Annotated in this window: 1 protein-coding gene and 1 pseudogene; both read right to left on the bottom strand. The window is 58.7% G+C overall.

What is annotated here, in order from left to right; translation table 11 throughout:
• On the bottom strand, positions 1-152 hold a 152-nt coding region (locus EXE42_RS15995), incomplete at its 3' end, for an FAD-dependent oxidoreductase (RefSeq protein ID WP_137706959.1).
• Positions 153-580: 428 nt separating this feature from the next.
• Positions 581-899, bottom strand: a pseudogene (locus tag EXE42_RS16000) (transferase); the annotation flags it as partial.

An 899-nucleotide genomic window follows, 5' to 3' on the forward strand; every position in this document is an offset into this window, starting at 1 on the left:
TCCCAAAGATCCGTCGAGACATGCCCGGAACACGCGAGCGGTTGTCCAACTTCGCCTTTTTCGAGGAGTGCGACGTCGTACCCCTCGGTCGCTGCGTGATACGCAAACCGGGATCCTGGTGGGCCGGCACCAACAACGATGAAATCGTACATGGACACAGGTACACTCTGGGACTCAAATAGCTGTATTGGTGGGTCCACAGAAGGCACAGATCGGGTTGTACAGTATGTGCTTCAGAAGCCGCGCCCAGGCGTTCTCCCTGAGGCGCTCGGCCCTCCAAGCTGATAGTATAGAAGCGACAGGCACCGCCAATACACGTTAACGAACAGCTTGGTCTCGCGGCTGGGGGCCAGCAGTGGCTCGCTGAACGGCCCACGCGATTGTCACGCCAAGGCTGAGAGCACTCACCACAGCGAGGACTGTTAGTAGTGAGGTGTCCACAAGGACGGCCAGCAGCGGCACGGACATACTGGTACGTATCCAACATGATATTTAAGAGAAACTATTGTGGGTGGTCCCGGCGTTCGAACCGTCTCTTGAACGCCGAGTGTGCGGTTGCCCACCCTAGATTGACCGCCGCCTACATGGTGTCGGCCTCAATGACCTGCCGTTCGGCATCCAGTGCGCGCACTTCAATGCCGCGCCACTCGCCATCGACACCCACCAGCGCCTCCGCGTATCCCAACGCTTCGTTGCCCGGCACCGCCTCTTGGACGAACCGCTTTTGGGCGTCGTTCAAGCCGAACTCTGCCGCCCAGTGGTCATCCATCCCATCAAGCCGGTGGAACTGCTTGATCGCACACTGATCGAGAATCATCTCCGCTGCGGGTCGCTCGAAGAACTCATCCACTGTCTGAGTAACCAACTGGATCGACAGATCGTGGTCGCGGTGATGCAGA

The organism is Halorubrum sp. SP3 (assembly GCF_005435195.1).
Lineage (GTDB): Archaea > Halobacteriota > Halobacteria > Halobacteriales > Haloferacaceae > Halorubrum > Halorubrum sodomense.